Annotated in this window: 15 protein-coding genes; 9 read left to right on the top strand and 6 right to left on the bottom strand. The window is 62.5% G+C overall.

What is annotated here, in order from left to right:
• Positions 1–60: 60 nt before the first annotated feature.
• Together J0H39_17370 and J0H39_17365 are read left to right on the top strand one after the other, a co-directional pair.
• Entirely contained in the window at positions 61–1,479 is a 1,419-nt protein-coding gene (locus J0H39_17370; protein MBN9498524.1) for an FAD-dependent oxidoreductase, read from the top strand.
• Positions 1,480–1,502: 23 nt separating this feature from the next.
• Positions 1,503–2,429, top strand: coding sequence for a hypothetical protein (locus J0H39_17365; GenBank protein MBN9498523.1), 927 nt, complete (start codon positions 1,503–1,505; stop codon positions 2,427–2,429).
• A gap of 44 nt (positions 2,430–2,473) precedes the next feature.
• Here the strand turns inward: J0H39_17365 and J0H39_17360 are convergent, their stop codons facing one another.
• A complete protein-coding gene (locus J0H39_17360) occupies positions 2,474–3,736 on the bottom strand; it encodes an extracellular solute-binding protein (GenBank protein ID MBN9498522.1) in 1,263 nt (420 codons plus the stop codon).
• Positions 3,737–3,794: 58 nt separating this feature from the next.
• A complete protein-coding gene (locus J0H39_17355; GenBank protein ID MBN9498521.1) occupies positions 3,795–4,562 on the bottom strand; it encodes a FadR family transcriptional regulator in 768 nt (255 codons plus the stop codon).
• 130 nt (positions 4,563–4,692) lie between these two features.
• Between J0H39_17355 and J0H39_17350 the strand changes: the two genes are divergently transcribed.
• Positions 4,693–6,417 (top strand): GMC family oxidoreductase N-terminal domain-containing protein, encoded by a 1,725-nt coding sequence (locus J0H39_17350; protein ID MBN9498520.1) that lies wholly within the window; start codon positions 4,693–4,695, stop codon positions 6,415–6,417.
• Here J0H39_17350 and J0H39_17345 read toward each other — a convergent pair whose 3' ends face one another.
• The 3 genes from J0H39_17345 to J0H39_17335 form a co-directional block, all read right to left on the bottom strand.
• On the bottom strand, positions 6,418–7,302 hold the full coding sequence (locus J0H39_17345) for a metallophosphoesterase (GenBank protein MBN9498519.1): 885 nt from the start codon (positions 7,300–7,302) through the stop codon (positions 6,418–6,420).
• On the bottom strand, positions 7,247–8,656 hold the full coding sequence (locus J0H39_17340; GenBank protein ID MBN9498518.1) for an FAD-dependent oxidoreductase: 1,410 nt from the start codon (positions 8,654–8,656) through the stop codon (positions 7,247–7,249). Before J0H39_17340 ends, J0H39_17345 begins: the two co-directional genes overlap by 56 nt.
• A 198-nt stretch (positions 8,657–8,854) precedes the next feature.
• Entirely contained in the window at positions 8,855–9,913 is a 1,059-nt protein-coding gene (locus J0H39_17335) for a LacI family DNA-binding transcriptional regulator (protein MBN9498517.1), read from the bottom strand.
• A gap of 332 nt (positions 9,914–10,245) precedes the next feature.
• Here J0H39_17335 and J0H39_17330 point away from each other — a divergent pair, with 332 nt between their 5' ends.
• The 5 genes from J0H39_17330 to J0H39_17310 all read left to right on the top strand — a co-directional run bounded on the left by J0H39_17330 (position 10,246) and on the right by J0H39_17310 (position 15,707).
• Positions 10,246–11,517, top strand: coding sequence for an extracellular solute-binding protein (locus J0H39_17330; protein ID MBN9498516.1), 1,272 nt, complete (start codon positions 10,246–10,248; stop codon positions 11,515–11,517).
• 75 nt (positions 11,518–11,592) lie between these two features.
• Complete coding sequence (locus J0H39_17325; GenBank protein MBN9498515.1) at positions 11,593–12,459, top strand: sugar ABC transporter permease; 867 nt, start codon at positions 11,593–11,595, stop codon at positions 12,457–12,459.
• Positions 12,452–13,279: a carbohydrate ABC transporter permease gene (locus J0H39_17320; GenBank protein MBN9498514.1), complete on the top strand. Its 828-nt coding sequence runs from the start codon at positions 12,452–12,454 to the stop codon at positions 13,277–13,279. The genes J0H39_17325 and J0H39_17320 overlap by 8 nt, the downstream gene beginning before the upstream one ends.
• Positions 13,276–14,220 carry a carbohydrate kinase gene (locus J0H39_17315; GenBank protein ID MBN9498513.1) on the top strand — a complete coding sequence of 315 codons (945 nt, stop codon included), beginning with the start codon at positions 13,276–13,278 and terminating at the stop codon, positions 14,218–14,220. The genes J0H39_17320 and J0H39_17315 overlap by 4 nt, the downstream gene beginning before the upstream one ends.
• Positions 14,217–15,707: a mannitol dehydrogenase family protein gene (locus J0H39_17310; GenBank protein ID MBN9498512.1), complete on the top strand. Its 1,491-nt coding sequence runs from the start codon at positions 14,217–14,219 to the stop codon at positions 15,705–15,707. Before J0H39_17315 ends, J0H39_17310 begins: the two co-directional genes overlap by 4 nt.
• Before the next feature lie 490 nt (positions 15,708–16,197).
• Here the strand turns inward: J0H39_17310 and J0H39_17305 are convergent, their stop codons facing one another.
• Positions 16,198–16,926, bottom strand: coding sequence for an FCD domain-containing protein (locus J0H39_17305; protein MBN9498511.1), 729 nt, complete (start codon positions 16,924–16,926; stop codon positions 16,198–16,200).
• A 219-nt stretch (positions 16,927–17,145) separates the two neighbouring features.
• Here J0H39_17305 and J0H39_17300 point away from each other — a divergent pair, with 219 nt between their 5' ends.
• Positions 17,146–18,717: an ABC transporter substrate-binding protein gene (locus tag J0H39_17300; protein ID MBN9498510.1), complete on the top strand. Its 1,572-nt coding sequence runs from the start codon at positions 17,146–17,148 to the stop codon at positions 18,715–18,717.
• The last annotated feature ends 7 nt before the right edge of the window (positions 18,718–18,724 follow it).

Here is an 18,724-nt window from a genome sequence, read left to right as displayed (position 1 = left end):
CTTGTAAGTTCATGCGGCCGGCATTCGACCGGCCATTTGCTTTCATGGGAGATCGAGACGATGTCTGAAGTTGTGGTGGTCGGCGGGGGAACCAGCGGATTTGCCGCCGCGATCGCGGCCGCACGCGCGGGTGCGCATGCGACCTTGCTCGAACAATCGAGCTATCTGGGTGGCACCATGACGGGCGGACTCGTTCCCGGGATCGTTTCGCTGCGCCATCAGCCCTGGCGCGATCAGGAGACCCTGGTCGAGATGGAGACTTCCTACTCCGGCGATCAGGTCGTGCAAGGCATCGCGCAGGAGATGATTGATCGTCTCGTCGCCGCCGGCGGCGCCTATGGCGAAAAAGGTAAAGCCACGATCCGCGTCGCGTTCGACCCGGAGATCATGAAGGTCGTCATCGACAAGATGTGCCGCGAGGCGGGCGTGTCGATCGAGTACCACACAAAGGTGACGGCCATCATGCGCGACGGCAATCGCGTGACCGGCATCAAGGCGAATTACGGCAACGAGATCGCGGCCGACGTCGTCATCGACGCGACCGGCGACGGTCATGTCGCTTGGCTGGCGGGTGCACGCTACGAGCAAGGCGAGAACGGCGACCCGACCTACGTGCAGCCGATCACGCTCTACTTCCTGATGGGCGGCGTGGACCTTGCCAAAACCGTCGACTACGCCTGCAGCGGCCGAGAGGAATTCTCCGAAGGCTATATGCGCAAACTGAAAATGCTGTTCGCCGAAGGCAAACCGCTGACGATTCCGGGCTTTCCGCGCTTGCGCGAAGCCGCGGCGCAGGCGGGCGACTATCCGACCGCCTTCGGATCAACCACGCTCAATCCCCGTGCGCATAACAATATCCTGCGCCCGATCTTCCGCAATGGCCGAGTCGTCAGCGACACGACCATGCATAACGTCGACATGGCCTACAAGGTTGACGCGACCGACAACAAAACGCTGAGCGAAGCGATCGGATCGATGCGCGACTTCACGCTGAAGATCGGTGAGTTCTACAAGAAATACGTGCCCGGCTACGAAAACTCCTTCGTGCTGCAGATCGCCGATAATGTCGGCGTGCGCGAAACGCGGCGCATCGTCGGCGAATACATGCTAACGGGCGAGGACGTGCTGGACGCGCGCAGCTTCGCCGATAGCATCGGCTATTGCGGCGCCACCGTCGACGTACATAGCATCGACGGCAGCAACACGACCCGCATGTCGGCGATCCGGGGCGGGCGTCTCTACCAAATCCCCTACCGCATCTTGGTGCCGGAATCGGTCGACGGGCTCCTTGTCGCCGGCCGTTGTGTCTCCGCTGATCGCGTGGCGTGCGGCTCCGTGCGCCAGCAGGCCGGGTGCATCGTCACCGGGCAAGCGGCGGGCGTCGCCGCCGCGATTGCTGCGGACCGCAAGATTCAGGCGCGCAAAGTGCCGATCGGCGATCTGCAAGCCGCGTTGACCGCGCAAGGCGCGAAGATCTGACGCGCGCGCTGGAGCCTTCACGCGTGAAGCACAGGATCGGGTTCGCCCTCGATCTGCCGGCGGAAGGGCGGCGGCATATTGCCGCCGCCTGCCCGTCCGATCTCGAAATCGAATTCTTGGATCCGGATTTTAAGACGCCCGAACGTCTTGGCGCGCTCGAAGCACTCGTCGTCGGCACGCAGCCGGTGCCCGAGGCGCTGCTCGACGCGGCCCCTCGCCTGCGCCTGATCCAACGTTGGGGAACGGGGCGCGACAATATCGATGTTGTCGCCGTCGAGCGGCGCGGCGTCGCGACCGCGGAGTTGCCCGGCGCCAATACGCGTAGCGTCTCCGAATTCCTTTTACTTGCCATACTTTCGGCGCTGCGCCATCTGCCGGATATCGCCGTCGCCTGGTCACGCGGCACCTGGTTGACGGCGCGTCCGGGATTGCCGCATCGCCGATTGACGGGCAAGACCATCGGGCTGCTCGGGTTCGGTGCAATCGGCCGCGACCTCACGAACTTGCTGGCCCCGTTCGACGTCCGAGTCACCTTCCACGATCTGCGCAGACCCGACGGCGTTTCCGACGCGATACGCGGCCCTCTGTCGATCGACGATGTCATGGCAAGCGCGGATATCGTTTGCGTGTCGCTCCCGTCCAATGCCAGGACGCGCGGTGCCGTCGATGCGGCACAGATCGCCCGCATGAAACGCGGCGCCGTCCTCGTGTCGATCGCGCGCGCGGATGTGGTGGATGAGCGTGCCGCGCGCGACGCGGTACGCGACGGTCGTCTTGCGGCTGCGAGTTTCGACAACTTCACGGTGGAACCGCTACCCGAAGCGGCGATCGCCCATCAACCGGGCGTACTGGCCACGCCCCATATCGGCGGCGCATCGATTGAAGGATTCGAGGCGTTGACCGCCGCCTGTTTCGCGAGCATCGCCGCGAAATTGACGAACCTCACTTAAGGCGAAAAGGCGGCGGACGCACACGGCGCCCGCCGCTTTACGCGTCATCCCGCCAGCAGCGGAACGACGCGGTTCTTCGTGTCGGTCAATGCCGCTTGAGGCTCCTTGCGGCCGAGCAGAGCAAGGCCGACTTCCTCCATCAACGCGTCCATCGCGCGTTGCGCGTTGGGGAAGCTCGGCGTGATCAAGCGTGCCGACGCCAGCGCTTCGCGTTCGGCCGACGCGTAGGGCAGCAGCTTCTGTACGCGCGCGTCGTCATAGGCCGACGGCCGGACCGGACCGTTGCCGTTCAACGTCGCGAGGATCGTGCTTTCCGGCGCGCTGAGATGCTTGAGCAAGCTCCAGGCGAGCGCCTTGTTCTTGGCGTTGCGCGGGATCGCCATCGCCCACATCGACGTTTTCGCCGGCATCGGATTGCCGTCGAAGCCCTTCGGCAATGATACGGGCAGAATACGGCCCGGATACTTACTCGCCTTCGGATCGTTGAAGGTCTGAAAACGCCCGAACGGCCCGTTCGTCATCGCGGCTCGCCCCTGCTGCATGGCGCTGATAACGTCCTCGTTCTTGAAGTTCATCGTGTTGCGCGGCAGCACGTTCTTGCGCATGAAATCGCGCAGCAACGTCACGGCGCGCACCGCGGCGGGCTGGTCGATCACGACCTTCATGTCCGCGGTGATGAAGTCACCGCCGAAGCCGCGAATCCAATCCATCAGACAGCCGATATCCTCCATGATGAGGGCAAGGCCGTTGACCCGCGTGCCATCGCCGCGCTCGAAGCTCAGCTTTTCGGCGCTCGAGATCGCTTCCTCTATCGTCTTGGGCGGCCCGGCAATTCCGCGTTCGGCGAAGATATCGGCGTTGTAATGCAGCCCGTGCGTCGCGTGCCGGAACGGCATTGCGCGCAACACGCCGTCATAGAGATGGGTCGCGAGCAACGCTTTGGGAATCTCGTCGAATGCGGCGATCGGATCACGCGCCTGCCATTCGCCCAGATCCTCGAACAACCGCGCGGATTGCGGCGAGATGAGACCGTTGAGCACGAAGGCAAGGCTGATGCTGCTCTCGCCGAGACTCGCCTCGCGCAACGCGCGTTCGTTGGTCGCTTCGACGCCGAATGTCAGCCATTCCAGCGTCGCGTTGTTCGCGGCGCACCACGGCGCGGTCACGTCGCCGCCAAGCCCGGTCGTCGCAGCGTTTCGATGGACGGCGTGCGATACGATCGAGATTTTTTCCGTCGCTTTGACGCGAAAACTTGCGATGCTCGCAGCCCCCGCCGCCCCGATAAGAGCGTTACGCCTCGTCAGCATTCTATCCTCCCGTTTTTGCGTTTTGTTTTCGTCGATCGGCCCGACGTGGCCGGCGCCGTCACATCTTCGGCAGATCGATCTGCAGCTTCTGCATGAGCGCCTGACGATTTAGAACCTCGTCGCGCGCGGCAAGAATGTGCCGCTGCATTTCGACCCGCGCGCGCGCGGGATCACCCGCCTCGATCGCGGTGAAGATCGCGACATGCTCGCGATGGATACGCCAAAGATGGGCTTCGTTATTGCTCCGGTCCGACGTCACGAGATCGAAGGGATTCCGGCCGATGAAATTCGGCATGATCTCCAGCGTGCGGACATAGAACGGATTGCGCGTCAGCTGCGCGACAGAGCGATGGAACGCGAAGTTCGCGTCCGACAGCAGCAGATACTGGCCTTGGCGGAGCATCTCCTCCGCGCCCGCCAGAACCTTCGCCATCTCCGCCACGTCGTCCGCGCCACGTCGCTCCGCCGCCAAACCCGCGGTCGCCGCCTCCACATCGATGCGATATTCGTAATAGCGCAGCAGATCCGCGACGGTGCGGATCGTGGGCAGCGCCGTGGCGCTCGGCGTCATGCCCCGGATGACAAAGGACCCCGCCCCCTTCTGCGAGCGGATAATTCCTTCGTCGCGCAAACGCGCCAACGCTTCGCGCACCACGGGCCGCGAAACGCCGAAGCGGCGCGCGAGTTCCGATTCTGGCGGCAGCTTCACGTCTTTGGGAAACTCGCCGCGGCGGATCAGACGCTCGATCTGCTCGTAGACGGCGCTCGCCAATCGGCCGGAAAGCGCCGCATCGTCCGGCGGAAGATCGTCCAGCGTGTTCGTCATGCGCGCGCTCCGCGATGGCTTGGAACCGAGGCTTAAATTATCGCGCCCGCACAAAATGTCAACGTTGTAATTTTTTATTTGGAGATATAAATCGTTCGACGGAAAATCAATGCGTTAGCGGGATAGGCCGGTGAACAACTCTGATCGATACGATTTTCTGGTCGTTGGCGGCGGATCGGCCGGATGCGTCGTCGCCAATCGACTTTCCGCAAACGGGCGATATCGCGTCTGCCTGCTCGAGGCCGGCCCCGATACGCCGCCCGAATCGGTGCCGGAAACAATCTCCAGCGCGCAGTACCTCCCCGATTACTTCGATCCGAGCCGGTATTGGACCGATCTCACCGTATTCCGAGGCCCGATCGGCAATCGCTCCATGGCCGAGATCGCCGCCGAGATGCAGCCGATGCGTTACGAGCAAGCGCGCGTCATGGGCGGCGGATCGAGCGTCAACGGTCAGATCGCGTTGCGTGGCATTCCTGCGGATTACGACGAATGGGCGCAGATGGGGGCCGATGGTTGGAACTGGCGCGAATGCCTTCCCTATTTCCGCAAGCTCGAACGCGACATGGATTTCACCGGCCCGCTGCATGGCAGCGAAGGGCCGTTTCCGATCCGCAGAACCTTTCCAAAGGATTGGGGCGGCTTCGCCTTGGCATTCCGCGACGCGCTAGCCGATGCCGGCGTCGCCTATCACGACGACGCCAATGCGGAGCCCGGCGACGGTTGCTTTCCGTTCCCGCGCAACAACATCTATGGGCGGCGCGTGACGACGGCGGTCGCGTATCTCGACAACGCCGCGCGCTTGCGGCCCAATTTGACCGTCGTCGCCGATGCGGCCGTGGCACGCATCGAATTCGACGGGCACCGCGCCGTCGCCGTTCACGCGCAAATCGCTGGCGCGCCGCGCCGGATCGAAGCGCGGGAGATCATCGTTTCCGCCGGCGCCATCCATTCCCCCGCCCTGCTGCTGCGCTCCGGCGTTGGCTCGGCCGAGGAACTCAAAGCGCTTGGCATCGCGCCCGTGGCCGATCTGCCGGGTGTCGGCGGCAATCTGCAGGATCATCCGCTTGTCGGGATCGGCATTCACTTGAAGCCCGAAGGCCGGATGAATCCGCGGCATCGAAATCCGTTTTTGATCTATGCGCGCTTCAGTTCGCATCTTGCCGACTGCCCGGCACAAGACATGAAGCTCTCGGTTGCGAACCGCTTCGATCCCAGCGCCATCGGCGATCAGTTCGCGGTCGTACGCGTCGGGCCCGACAAGGCCTTCTCGCGAGGCTACGTGAAACTGCGCAGCGCCGATGCGCAAGACGAACCGTTCGTCGCGTTCAATCTGCTCGGCGACGGGCGCGATCGGCAGCGTATGCGCGACGGCGTGCGCTTCGTCCACCGGATGCTGACGAGCGATCACGTCCGGCGCGTCAGCCATCAGGTCTTCGCCGGCGCCTATACCGATTTCCTGCGCACATTGCGATCCGCCGGACCGATCGGCGACGCGATCCTGACGCTTGGCGCCGGCGCGCTCGACGCCAGCGCGATCGCGCGCCGTTCGCTCATGCGCCTCGCGTTTCCGCAAGGCGACGACATCCACGCGATGGCGACGGACGACGCGATGCTCGACGATTGGATCGCGCGAACGGTGCTCGGCAACTGGCACGCCTGCGGTACGTGCCGCATGGGTGCCGCCGACGACCGCCTGGCGGTCGTCGATCCCGCCGGCCGCGTGCGCGGAATCGCGAACTTGCGCGTCGCCGACGCCTCCATCATGCCGACCGTGCCGCGCGCCAACACGAACGTGTCGACGATTATGATCGGCGAGAAGATCGCCGATCAAATCCTTTCGGATGGCATCTGATCAGCGCGGATAGATTTCGGCCGCCACGTCTTCGATCCAGACATGCGGCAACTTCGGCAGCCGGACCTGCTGGACCCGCAATGCGCGCCCATCGAATTCGAGGATGGCGGCGCCGAGAACCGCCGTCCCCGGTAAATGCGACTGCGCGTCCCCGACCGTGAACGACGTCGACGGGCACCAAACATATTGCGTGTCGCCGATCGTCGCATGGCGTTCACGATGCAAATGCCCGCTACAAACCAAGCCGATATCGAAGCGCTTCGACAAAGCCTCAAGGCGGGAACGGGGTTCCGGGACCACCGACCAATAGCCGTTGTCGCCATCGTCGAAGCCATGGATGAAAAGCGGCTGGTGGCAGAACCAGGCGATCCTGCGCGGCCCCGCCTCCGCCATGCGTGCTTCGAGCCAGGAATACTGATCTTCTTCCTCGGCCCGACCGCTGCCCAGAAGCATCGTATTCAAGCCCATCAGACGCCAGTCCTCGGCGTCGAGAAACCATCGATCGGCGCCGAGATAACGGCGCCAACGCGCGAGCCGCACATCGTCGACGATCTGTCGAGCGTTGCACGGCATGCCGATATCGTGATTGCCGGGAACGGCCCGAAACGGCGCCGTCAACGTACCGGCAAGCTGCGCGCAAAGCTCGAAATCGGCCTCATTGTCCGCACCGTCCAACGTGAGGTCGCCACAATGATGAACCGCATCCGGCTGTTGCGCATCGATCCACTCGCGCAACGACGCCCAATTACGTGCGAAACGCGCACGGTCGCGCCCGATATGGGTATCGGAAATCTGGACCACGCGAAACAAGTCGGGGCGCCTCGGCCCGTTACGTGGTTTCCAATGCGGCCGCCTGCGCTTTCCCGACCGCCGGATAGTCGACAATCTCGATCGGCGCTTGCGGATTGACGACGTTGTCGAAATCGACGACGGCGCCTTGCGCGATCAGCGTGTCGCGCAGATGCTGGAAGTTCATCGCCGACATGCTGTAGCCGTGACTGACCGCGAGCGCCGCCGCCGTTCCCGCGCCCTGTCCCATCGCCATGCAGGTCGCCATCACGCGGACCGAACCAAAGCCGGGCCCGTCGGCGCTGAGGCAGCGGCCCGCCGTCACGAGATTGATGCTGCCTTGCGGCACCAAGCAGCGGAGCGGCACGTTGTATTCCTGACGCGGCACGACGAGACCATCTTGTTCGTTGCTGCTGCTGGAATGGATGTCGATAACATGGGCCCCCTTCGCGATCGTGTCAGGGAACGCCTTGGGGACGAGAATGTCGTCCTTCTGAAGCTGGTAGAGACCGACGATGTGATAGGACTCCCGCACGCCGGTCTGAATTCCCGATTTCGCCAGCCAGCAATTCCGGAATTCCGGAAATTCACGGCGCAATACGTCGATCATCAGATGGAGGTTTTCGCGCAGACTGCATTCGGTCCGCGTGAACCATTCCGGATCGCTGGCGTCCGTAGCCTCGCGGAGCAAGTTGATGCTCACCATGCCGTTGCGGAAGAACTTGTTGATCCAAGGGCCGCCGAAGATCGGGATTTCTTTGCGCGCGTTGAGCTCGAGCAGCCGGTTGCGGATGATCGCCGAAACGGGAAGCATTCCGTCGACCGCGTCGCGGAACAAATAGTCGAGTGCGTCGGTATCCACACCGCCGAGTTGGAACCACAACGTCGCCGGCTGCAGCACATCGCCCTTCACGGTCGGGAAGCCGGCCGCGCGCACGAGATCGGCGTCGCCGGTGCAGTCGACGAATACGCGCGCGGCATAGGCCACGCGGCCGGATTTGTTTTGCACGACGACATGCGTGACGCGGCCATCCGCCATCACGCAATCCGAGAACCAGGAGTGATAGAGCAGCGTCACGCCGCTTTCGAGCAGCAGGCGCTGCGCGGCGAGTTTGAGGATCTCGTCGTTCACCGGGAAGTTGCCGCTTTCCAACGCCACGTTGGCGCCGTCGAGATCGGCCGCCTTCTTCAGCAGTTCGAATGGAATTCCGCCGATATGCTGTTTGCCGAAATGGCGGAATTCGCTGATCGGCGTGACCAAAGCGCTCGTCGACATGCCGCCGACGAATCCGTAGCGCTCGATCAACAATGTCTTGGCGCCGTTGCGCGCCGCCGCGACGGCCGCGATGAGGCCAGCGGGGCCGCCGCCGCAAACAACGACGTCGTAATAGCCGGCCACGCGCAAATACTTGGCAGGCTCTCGGATTGTCGCCGAATATTCAGAAGTCATGCTTTTCACGGCCTCATTACAATAACGATAATGTATCGTGTCATGTCACAACATGAGGCGTCAATTACGTTTATATTTTGCTGATTTTATTGGATTATATTCAAAATTTGCCCACATGATCACAGCTCGAGCACAAGACATTAAAAATAACGATAATGATCTTTCATTACTTTCAGCGAAGGAGCAGCACGCCAGCGATCAACGCGTCGTCGATGCGCGGATGACGAGTTCGGGAACGATACGCTCGGTGACGACCGGGCCCTCGGCCAGCCCTTGGATTCGGTCGAGCAGCCGGCGCGTCGCGCGGCTCGCGACTTCCTGGAACGGAAGCAGCAACGTGGAAAGCGGCGGCTCCATGAAGCGCGTGAACGGGTGATTGCCCCACCCCATCACCAGCACGTCGTCGGGCACGCGAATGCCGCGATCGCGCAGCGCGCGATAAAGGCCGAGCGCGTAATAATCGTCGCCGACGACGAACGCGTCGGGCCGGCGGCCGCGATCGAGGAAATCGCTCGCCACGCGATAGGCGTCGTCCGCGTGCCACGATTGGGAAACGCGAAACGATCGCGGCGGCGGCACGAGCGCCAAATTCTGCCTTGGATCGAATGGCAGGCCATGGCGCTCGAGGGACTTCCGGAACCCATCCAAGCGCAGCCGAATGGTGGAGAACGGCATGTCCTCGTCGATCAGGACGACATCCTTGGCACCCAGCGACAAGACGGCGTCGGTCGTCAGACGAATACCCGCTTCGTTGTCGGTCGAATAGAAATCGACGCCCAGTTCCGGCAACTCGCGGCTTACCAGCACCAGCGGGATGCCCGCCTTGATGACCGGCGCCCAGGCGTTCGAACGTTCCTGCACAGGGGCGGCGATCAATCCGTCCAACCCGGCTTGGAGTGCGCGATCGATCGCCTCGCGCTCCCGTTCCGCGGATTCGTAGGACAAGAGCAGCGCGACCGTGTAACCCGCCTCGCGCGCACGCAGCTCGACCTCGCTGATGAGATCGGAGAAAAACGGATTCGAGATGTTCGAGACGATGACACCGATCGTCTTGCGCGAGCCAAGCACGAGCGAGCGCGCATGGACATTGGGGACGTAGCCGAGCCGCTCCGCTTCGGCCTTGATCAACGCCCGCGTCGCCGGATTGACGCCCGGCCGATCGTTGAGCGCGCGCGAGACGGTGTTCGGCGTAAGCCCGACGACGTCAGCGACATCCTGAAGTGTGGTCGGCCGACGGCCGGTCGCTGCATTCGTCATCTTCCCGACTCCTCGACTGGTAGCGCAATTCCGAATCTAACGGCGGCCACACGCCCGACCAACACAACGCGCAACCGCATTCCGACGATACATTATCGTTATCTATAAATCGGCTTATTTTGCATCCGCTATCAGCCTAACAACGGTAAAATAATTTCAATAAAGTAAATAAAATCAATAAATAAATAAATGCATGTTGACGCCCAAAACAGGTCATGCAGAAATACATTAGCGATATTGTTCAATGTCTATCCGGCGGGACGCGAACCGGTTCGACTGTAGGCCCGGACACGAACCGATCACCAAAGGCAAAATCCAAGGGAGGAAGAGGAATGAAATTCGTCATCGCTGCCGTCACGGCCGCAGCCGTAATCGCCGTCTCGGCGCCCGGCATCGCACAGAACACGCCGATCAACGTGCTGGGGCACAGGGTCCATCAGATCGTATCGACCGGCGCCACGCCCGGCACGACCGGCGGCGACATCACCGCCGAATGGCAGGCCGCCAACGGCACCATCAACTGGATCACGGCCGACGTGACGCCGCTGCATGATCGCATCCGCCGCGAAATGACGCTGCCATCGGGCAATATCGACGCGGCCTTCTTCCTCAACCGCTACGCTTCGCCCAAGGTCTTCGAGCAGCTTGAGCCGCTCGACGCCTTCCAAGCCGCCAAGCCGATCCAGGACTTCGCCGGGCTGAGCAAGGGTATGCTGGAAGGCATGACCTATAACGGCAAGCTCTACGGCATTCCCTTCCGCCACAGCACGACGGCGCTGGTCTACAACGAGACGCTGCTCAAAGAAGCGGGCTTCAACGGTCCGCCAAAGACCTATGCCGAACTCGTCGATATGGCGAAGAAGCTTCATCGCACCGACAAGAACGGCCAGAAGGTCTATGGCTTGTCGCAGGTCGGCGATTCCCCGGAATTCCTGCTGAGCTTGATGCTGGCGAGCGGCAAACAATTGCTCGATCTCGACTACAAGCTCAACGCCAACACGCCCGAATTCATCACGGCGCTGAAGACGCTCAAGGACCTCTACGATAACGGCGGTCTGATCGACAATTACCTCAGCACGCCGCTGGACTCGCTGATCTCCGACATGCAGAACGGCCGCGCGGTGATGAGCTTGAGCCCCTTCAACCGCGAAATCGGGCTGAACGACGCGAAGCTGTCGCGCTATCCGGGCTCCTTCAAGGTGACGTCGGTGCCGATGGGCGCGAACGGCGTTCTGCGTACCCAGACCGAGGTCTGGTATCTCGTGATCCCGAAGAACTCGAAGCAGAAGGACCGCGCGTGGGACCTCATCCGCACGCTCTCGGCGCCCGAAGCGACGATCCGCGAAACCCTCAACGGCAACGGCGCCACGCGGCCCGCGGCCTATCAGGACCCGCGCGTGCAAGCGGTTCTTCCCTCCGCCGCCGAGCAGGCCCGCTCGGTCGCGTCGGCGAGCCTCGCGCTGCCGGGATTCGACGAGACCACGCGCGCCCAAGCGATTTTGAGCGAAGAGGCCGACTCGTTCCTGCTCGGCCAGCAGACGGCGGAAAAGGCGGCGGCCAATATTCAGCGCCGTATCGAACCGTTGCTGCCCAAAAAGCAGTAATCTACCGGGGTCCGGCGAAACACCGCCGGGCCCTCTCCTTCCCGGCGTCGAACGACGCGACCGATCGGCAGAGCCATGCGCCGCTTATCCTTCTTCCATTTTCTGCTGCTGACTCCCGCGCAATCGCTGACGACGCTGATGCTCGCTAGCCCGGCGGTCTACGTCCTGTGGCTCAGCTTCACGACCTCCAATTACGGCCTCGATCCCCAATTCGTCGGCTTCGCGAATTACGAGAACGTCCTGACGGATCGCCATTTTTGGACGGCGACCAAGAACACGTTTCTGATCGTCAATATCGTCGTCTATGTCGAACTCGTCCTAGCACTCGGTATGGCCTTGCTGGTCGCAAGCCTTGGCCGGTGGCGGATGATCCTTTTCGCCGTGATCCTCGTGCCCTACGGCATCAGCGAGGTCGTTGGCGTGCTGTCTTGGCGCTTCCTGGCCGATCCCAATATCGGCCTGCTCGCCAACGTCTTTCGCGCCTTCGGCGGCAGTTTCAACTGGTCGCGCAACGTATCCGACGCCTTGATGCTAATCTGCGCGATCAGCATCTGGCACCATCTACCGTTCACCTTCGTCATCCTCTACGCGGCGGTGATTTCGGTGCCGCGCGAGCTTTACGAAGCCGCGCGCATCGATGGCGCCACCGCCTTGCAATCGTTCTGGAAGGTCACCCTGCCCTTGATCATGCCGGCGGCGGTGCTGGCGATCCTATTCCGCTACGTCTTTGCCTTCCGCATGTTCAGCGAAGTGTGGCTCGTGACCGCAGGTGGTCCCGTCCGGATGACCGAAGTGCTGGGCACCTACCTCTATCGCGTCGGATTCCGATTTTCGGATTTCGGCGCCGCCGCGGCGACCGGCTGGCTGATGGTCATCGCCTCGCTGGTGCTGGCGTCGTTCTATCTGCGGACCATGTACCGGGCTTCGTTCGCCAATGACTAAGTTCCTCAAAATCGGCGGCAAGGCGATCCTGATTTGCCTAATCGTCGTTTGGTCGATCTTTCCGGTCGCCTATGTCGTGCTGAATTCCTTCAAGTTCCAGCGCGACATCTTCGCCTTCCCGCCCAGCGCGTTCTTCACGCCGACTTTGCGCAACTATGCCGATCTGCTGAGCAAGTACCCCGATTTCTTCGGCTTCGTCGCCAACAGCTTGTTCATCGCGGTTCTTGCGACCTTGCTGTCGGTCTTTGCGGCCGCATGCGCGGGTTATGTCTATTCGCGCTTTCGTTCCACGGCCCTGTCGGCGTCGGCGTTTTATCTCGTCGCGGTTCGCTTGCTACCGCCCCTCGTCATCACGATCCCGCTATTCCCTTGGGTCAATCAGCTCGGCCTCGCCGACAGCCATTTGATCCTGATCCTGCTCTACGCGACATTTTGGGTCCCGCTGAACGTGCTGATCATGAAGGAATTCATCGATCAAATTCCCAAGGAACTGGACGAGTCCGCCACGGTCGACGGCGCCAGCGAAGGTCAGATTTTGCGCTATGTCGTGGCACCGCTTGCCAAGCAAGGGATGGTCGCCTGCGCGGTGTTCGTGTTCGTCTTCGCCTGGAACGAATATGTCTATGCGTTCATCTTCACGATCCAGAACGCGAAGACGACCCCGCTCATTCTCAGCGAGCTGATGGACTCGGTCACCGGCACCAATTACGGCATCTTGTTCGCCGCCGCGACCGTCCAGCTCGTGCCCATCCTGATCGTGGTCTTGGCCTTGCAGCGTTTCCTGGTCGCCGGCTTGACGGCGGGTGCGGTCAAAGGATGAGCGTCCTCGTCTGCGGCGAAGCAATCGTCGATCTGTTCGTCGATGTCGCGGAAGGCGAAATGCGCGCAAAGCCGGTACTCGGCGGCTCGCCCTTCAACGTCGCGATCGGCCTTGCGCGGCTCGACGTGCCGACGTCGTTCTTTGGCGGTCTGTCTTCCGATTCATTCGGCGCGGCGATCCGCGCGCGGCTTCTTGCCGAGGAGGTCGACATACGTCACGCCGTCGCCACCGATCGCCTGACCACGATCAGCGTCGTCGGCACGGATGCGGCGGGCCGCCCCGCCTACGCATTTCACGGCGAAGGAAAAGCCGATCGTAGCGTCGGGATCGCCGATCTTCCCGCCACACTGCACAACGATACTCGCGCCATCGTCATGGGCTCCTATACCCTAGCGGTCGAGCCCGTCGCCGCAGCACATCTTGCCCTCGCGCAGCGCGAGGTGGGCCAGCGCTTGATCTCGATCGATCCCAATCTGCGGCAGACGGTAACGCGCGATATCGACCGATGGCGGCGTCAATTTGCGGCGTTCGTGCCATGTGCGGGAATCGTCAAGGCCAGCGACGAGGATCTCGACTGCGCCTTCCCAGGCATCGCGCATCGAGATCTTACGGCCGCTTGGTTCGCGGCCGGCGTCACTCTATGCGTCGTCACCCACGGCCCCAAGGGTGCGGTCGCTTGGCGCCCGGGCCGGGACCCGATGATCGTCGACGGGCGCAACGTCGAACTGGTCGATACTGTCGGCGCCGGCGATAGTTTCCACGCCGCGTTGATCGCATGTCTGGATCGCTTCGATGCGATGTCGCGCCGCGCGGTCGCGACACTCGACGATGCACTTTTGTTCGACGCTTTGGCCTTCGCCGTAGCCGCATCCGCGATAACCTGCTCGCGTCTCGGCGCCGATCCGCCAAGATCGGCGGAACTTAGGGCGTTCACACCATGAAACCGATCGCGCTGAATCGCGGCACCCTGGCATCGCTCGGCGCCGCCATCGAAATCCCGCGCTTCGCGCCCGCCAGCGTCGTGGCCGGCATCGCGCATTTCGGGCTCGGCGGATTTCATCGCGCGCATATGGCGCGCTACACGCACGAGTTGATGGAACGCGACCCGGCGGCGCTCGACTGGGGGATCCTCGGCTGCCTGCTGATGCCGGGCGATCGACGCATGCGCGACAGCCTGGTACCGCAGGACAATCTCTATACGCTGATCGAGCGCGAAGGCAGCGACGAACACGTGCGCATCATCGCCGCGCTCGCAGGCCTCATCGATGCGACGGAAATGAGTGGGCCGCTTCTGGCGCGGCTCGACGATCCGGCGATCCGTATCGTCAGTCTGACGATCACAGAGCATGGCTATTGCCTGAACGCCGCGACCAAGCGTCTCGATCCCGGACATCCGCTGATCCGCGCCGATCTCGAAGCGCCCGAGACGCCGCGCAGCGCCATCGGCGCGATCGTCGAAATGCTCCGCCGGCGCAAAATCACCGGTATGGCGCCGCCAACGCTGTTGAGCTGCGACAATATCCAGCATAACGGCGAAGTCCTACGCGCGGCCGTCCTCGCCTTGGCGGCGTTGCGGGACAATGCGCTCGCCGCCTGGATCGAGCGCGAAGTCGCCTTCCCGTCGACGATGGTCGATCGGATCACGCCCGTCACGTCGCAAGCGGATATCGACGCGCTGGCCGCACGCCACGGCATCGCCGATCGTTGGCCCGTCGTATCCGAGAATTTCAGTCAGTGGGTGATCGAGGATCGCTTCCCGCAAGGTCGGCCCGCTTGGGATGATGTTGGCGCGCAGTTCGTTGTCGATGTCACACCCTACGAGTTCATGAAACTGCGCCTGCTGAACGCCAGTCATCTGGCAGTCTCCGGGCTCGGTCAGCTCGCGGGCTATATCACGATCGACGAATCGCTCGCCGATCCACGCATCCGCGCCGTGATGACCGCCCTCATGGACCACGAGACCGGCCCAACTTTGCCGGCGGTTCCGGGCGTCGACCTCGGCACATATAAGGCGCGGCTGATCGCGCGTTTCGCCAATCCCGCGATCCGCGACACGGTTCAACGCGTCAACACCGACGCGCCGATCAACTATTTGCTCGACCCGATCCGCGACCGCTTGCGGTCCGGCGGCGACATCACCTTCCTGTCGCTGGCGCTTGCGGCATGGCTACGCCGCGTGCGCGGCATCGACGGACGCGGAAACCCACTGACCGTCACGCATCCCCATGCTGCCCTGCTGCGCAAAAAAGCAATCGAGGGCGGCGCCGATCCGCGACCGCTGCTTTCGATCGAGCCGCTGTTCGGCGATCTTGGGCGCAATGCCGCCTTGAACGCGGCGACGCAACGATGGCTCGTTTCGCTTTACGACAGCGGCATCGACGCGACCCTCGACAAGGCCGCAGCGGCAGTGCCGCAAGAACGGAACTAAAGCGCTCTGCGTCTCTTCAAGGCACGATACAAGCCCTTCAAACGCCGAAGCCCGCCGCTGGTTTCCCAGGGCGGGCTTCTTCGTCTCTCTCGAGTAATGGTCGGAGCGGCGGGATTCGAACCCACGACCCCCAGTCCCCCAGACCGTGAAAAATCTTTTTATATCAATTATATTTTCCATAATATCGATGCATTTTGAGGCTTTTTGTGGAAAACAAAACCATCTGATTCTCTATAGCTGGCGATAAATAGCCGGACACCACTCTCATATTCGCAAGGCACGAGCGACTAGGCACGTTATCGGTCTGCGGGAGTCTCACTCCCTCAGCTTCTCAATAGCGTCTCGACGCCAGTTCCGCTGACGAAGAACCGTCAAATGACGTTAATTTTCCCAAAGTTTGGCGTCTCGGGACCTCATATCCCGATTGAACCCCAAGGGAGATTTCGGGTGCGGCGGAAAAAATCCAACGGCCGGCACCGTCACTTCGCGACTAGCCCGCCGCGCGGCGGCGCCGGACGGGCACCAGCCGCGGCAATTCGCTGCGGCACAATTCGGTCGTGCGCATGATGTGCTCGTTGCCCAAGCGCACCGCACGTTCGGCGTCGCGCGCCACCGCCGCTTCCATGATCGCGCGGTGTTCGTCGGGATGGACGCGCTCCTGCGCGTCGCGCGCGCCACGCCCGATCCGGCGATAGCGATCGGCCTGATCGAAGAGCTGTTCGCAGAACGCGATCATCCAGCGCGATCCGCACGCTTCGATCAGGCTGCGATGGAAGGCCCGATGCGCGGCTTCCCACGGCTCGTTGATTTGCTCCGACGGGCCGCGATCGATGCGCGACAAACGGTGATAGGCGATCAACACGCCTTCCTCCCACGCGGCGTCGCCATGCGCGATCGACTCGCGCAGCGCGCGCTCGTTCAGCCAGCAGCGCGTGCGCGACAACTCGTCCAGATCCTGTTCGCTGACCGGCATCACCGAGAAGCCGCGCAGATCGCTTTGCCGCACCAGACCTTCGCTCGACAGACGGTTCAGCGCCTCGCGCACCGGGCTCAGCGCCACGCCGAAACGCTCCGCCAATTGGCGCACGCGCAACCGCTCTTCGGGCGCGAAGGCGCAGGCGATGATCTCACGCCGCAACCGGTCGGCGATCACCGACGCCATCGTTTCGCGGGCTTCCGGATCGGCGCTCGGCCCGTTCGTTTGAGGTTCGTTGCGCATCAAAGGCCTCTTCTCCGCCTTCTATACATTAGTACAGGGCCGTGCCGGACAGCATCAAAATAATCGAGCATTTTATGTTTTAAACAAAATAATCGATCATTTTGTTGACTCCGGTGGGATCGGATGATGTAATTCCGCTACCCGAAACGGGAAAACCGCAAAAACGGGCGCGGCGACGGCGATTTTTGCCCTCGATCGCCCCGACATGGGAGGGACCCGATGCCCAAGATCGTTCAAAACGTCGTTTCGCGCCGCCGCCTTCTGCAGGCCGCCGGTGCAGCCCCGATCCTCGCGGCGACGCCGAATTTTTGGGATTTGCGCCACGCCAACGCCGCCGACGGCAAACCGCTGGTGGTCGCGATCGGCACCGATATCGTGTCGATGGACCCCGACAAGTACGCGAGCTGGAACGACTACTGGGCCTACGGCAACATGTTCGAAGGCCTGCTGGTTCCCGGCGACAAGGGCGATCTGGAGCCGGGTTTGGCCGAAAAGATCGAGCCGAGCGCGGACGGCCTGTCTTATCGCTTTACGCTGCGCGCGGGCGTCAAATTCCATAACGGCGACCCGGTTACGACCGACGATATCGTCTTCAGCCTGAAGCGCACGCTGGATCCGGCGACGCGCGCGCAACGCGCGATGCTGCTGGGCGAAAATCTCGACGGCATCGAACCGATCGACCAACGCAGCTTCGTCGTGAAGCTGAAGCGCGTCGATTCCCAGACGCTGCAAAAGCTCGGCCTCTACTGGCACGTGAAGCCGAAGAAGTACATCGAATCCGTCGGCGACGAGGCCTTCGCGCGCAACCCGGTCGGCACCGGCCCCTTCCAGTTCGTCGAACGCAAGCCGGGCGAGTTCTTCCGCATCCGCGCTTTCGCCGATTACTGGGGCCGCAAACCCAAATCGCAGGAAATCGTGGTGCGCGTCGTGCCCGAGGAACAAGGCCGCCTCGCCCAAGTCATGGCCGGCGAGGCCGACGTCGCCACGCCCGTCTCGCCGGTCATCGCCGCGCGTATGGGCAACGGGCCGATCAACGTCGCGCGCGTACCGGCCTTCCTCAACGTCGTGATCAAGTTCAACTACAACCACCCGGAAGCGTCCAAGCGCCTCGTTCGGCAGGCGATCAGCCATGCCATCGACAAGGAAGCGATGCTGAAATCGATCATGATGGGCTATGCCGGCGGCCAGGAATTGTGGTGCACCGACGCGCAGCCCGCCTGCTCGATGGCCGGCGTGACTTCCTACAAATACGATCCCGCGCGCGCGCGGAAATTGTTGGAGGAAGCGAAGTTCGATTTCAGCAAACCGTTCCGCTTCGTCGGACAAGCCCCCGGCCGCGTGGCCGCGAGCAAGGAGACTTGCGAAGCGATCGCCGAATATCTCAAGCGCATCGGCGTGCAGGTCGATCTGCAGATCCTGGAATTCGGCGCGTGGAACGCGATCCTCAACGCGCGCCATCCCAAGGATCCCAATGTCGGCATGATCTTCGCCACCTCGCCCGATCCGTCGCGCGACGTCGCCTACAAGCTGCAGGTGAACACGAAGGGCGGCGCCATTCCGTCATGGGTCAAGGACGACGAAAACGACGCGATGCTGGCCAAGATCGACGGTTTCACCGACATGAAGGCGCGCGACGACTTCATGAATTCGATTCTGCGCCGCCAGCACGACGAAGCCTTCGTGCTGCCGCTTTGGTCGAACGACACGCTCTACGCGACCAAAAAGTCGGTGCGTTTCTCGGTGCCGCCCTATTATCCGTTCACGATCTTGCGCGACATCGAGAATGGCTGACGGCTCC

The sequence above is a fragment of the Alphaproteobacteria bacterium genome (genome assembly GCA_017308135.1).
Classification (GTDB): domain Bacteria; phylum Pseudomonadota; class Alphaproteobacteria; order CACIAM-22H2; family CACIAM-22H2; genus Tagaea.
The sequence above is the reverse complement of the archived record's forward strand: the minus strand, read 5'-3'. Positions and strand labels throughout refer to the sequence as shown.

Excerpts from the sequence above, each read along its gene's own strand:
- J0H39_17370 (MBN9498524.1), top strand. The coding sequence starts at position 61 with ATGTCTGAAGTTGTGGTGGTCGGCGGGGGAACCAGCGGATTTGCCGCC.
- J0H39_17360 (MBN9498522.1), bottom strand. The coding sequence starts at position 3,736 with ATGCTGACGAGGCGTAACGCTCTTATCGGGGCGGCGGGGGCTGCGAGC.
- J0H39_17355 (MBN9498521.1), bottom strand. The coding sequence starts at position 4,562 with ATGACGAACACGCTGGACGATCTTCCGCCGGACGATGCGGCGCTTTCC.
- J0H39_17340 (MBN9498518.1), bottom strand. The coding sequence starts at position 8,656 with ATGACTTCTGAATATTCGGCGACAATCCGAGAGCCTGCCAAGTATTTG.
- J0H39_17335 (MBN9498517.1), bottom strand. The coding sequence starts at position 9,913 with ATGACGAATGCAGCGACCGGCCGTCGGCCGACCACACTTCAGGATGTC.
- J0H39_17330 (MBN9498516.1), top strand. The coding sequence starts at position 10,246 with ATGAAATTCGTCATCGCTGCCGTCACGGCCGCAGCCGTAATCGCCGTC.
- J0H39_17325 (MBN9498515.1), top strand. The coding sequence starts at position 11,593 with ATGCGCCGCTTATCCTTCTTCCATTTTCTGCTGCTGACTCCCGCGCAA.
- J0H39_17320 (MBN9498514.1), top strand. The coding sequence starts at position 12,452 with ATGACTAAGTTCCTCAAAATCGGCGGCAAGGCGATCCTGATTTGCCTA.
- J0H39_17315 (MBN9498513.1), top strand. The coding sequence starts at position 13,276 with ATGAGCGTCCTCGTCTGCGGCGAAGCAATCGTCGATCTGTTCGTCGAT.
- J0H39_17310 (MBN9498512.1), top strand. The coding sequence starts at position 14,217 with ATGAAACCGATCGCGCTGAATCGCGGCACCCTGGCATCGCTCGGCGCC.
- J0H39_17305 (MBN9498511.1), bottom strand. The coding sequence starts at position 16,926 with ATGCGCAACGAACCTCAAACGAACGGGCCGAGCGCCGATCCGGAAGCC.
- J0H39_17300 (MBN9498510.1), top strand. The coding sequence starts at position 17,146 with ATGCCCAAGATCGTTCAAAACGTCGTTTCGCGCCGCCGCCTTCTGCAG.